The organism is Bartonella sp. 220B, assembly GCF_026930205.1.
Taxonomy (GTDB): Bacteria; Pseudomonadota; Alphaproteobacteria; order Rhizobiales; family Rhizobiaceae; genus Bartonella.
In genome coordinates, this window is the sequence record NZ_JANHOI010000064.1 from 1 (window position 1) to 1,153 (window position 1,153).

The window sequence follows — 1,153 nt, forward strand, 5'->3', positions numbered from 1 at the left end:
GGGGCTGGGGGGCTCCACCAAGGATGCTCTTGCCAATATGGCTGATGTTTCTGCGAGTGTGACCGTGGGCTTTAAGACAGAGAAGGCCGAAGCCTCTTCTCAAACCTCTACGGCGGTGACAGGGACAATAGAAGCAGGGCGTTCTGTCACAATGCAAGCCCATCAAGGCAACATCCATGGTGTTGGAAGTGATATTATTGCTGGCACCAATCCTGTTTATGCATCAGGCAGTGATGCGCAGAGTGGGAATATCAACTTGGCAGCAGGGCAAGATATCACCTTTGAAAGTGCCCAAAACACGCAAAGCACACAAAATCATACGCAAAGCGCTTCGGTCAATGTTGGATACAGCTATGGCACCGGTGGTGCGGGGGGAACAGGCAATGCTTCCTTTAGTCAAGGGGAAGGCTCCAGTGAAGAGGTTCACCACAAGAACAGCCATATTATAGGCACGGGCACGGTTCACACCAGCAGTGGGGGGGATACCACATTGGCAGGCGCTGTAGTTTCTGGAAATCAGGTCAAAGTGGATGTGGGGGGAAGCTTGACCATTACCAGCCGCAGTGATAGTGGGCAAACGTCCAACAAGCAGAAATCTGCTTCAATTGGTTTTGGTGGGAGCAAAAGTTTTGATGCAGGCTCAACAAGCCTTTCCTTACAAAAGGATCAATCCTCCAGCGATTATCACAGTGTTGTGGAACAATCAGGCATTAAAGCGGGTGATGGCGGCTTTGATATCAACATTAAAGATAGAACAACGCTGACAGGGGGCATTATTTCCAGCAGTGCACCAGCAGAAAAAAACAGTTTAACCACTGGAAGCATCACAGCCACGGATATTGCTAACAGTGCGCATGCCCAAGCGAGCAGCCATGGGGTTAGTGTTTCTGGTGGTGGTATTTTACAACAGGGCACATCTGGCATCATTAAAAATGTCGCTAAGAATGCTTTAGATCATGGCAAAGCCAAGGATGCGGCGGAAGGAGAAACCAAATCTGCCATCAGTGATGGCACCATCATTTTAACCGGTGCAACCAACCAAAGAGCGATGGGGCAAGATGCTGGACAAATTATTGATGCCCTCAACCGCAACACCGCAGCAGCCAACCAAACCGTGGCACCGATAGATGCCACCTCGCTTGAGGGGGTAGTG

General features: G+C 50.2%; 1 protein-coding gene. It reads left to right on the plus strand.

The genetic code is table 11. From position 1 onward, the window contains the following. Nucleotides 1-1,153: hemagglutinin repeat-containing protein (locus NPX99_RS08710; RefSeq protein ID WP_269031431.1), on the plus strand; the 1,153-nt coding region annotated here is incomplete at both ends.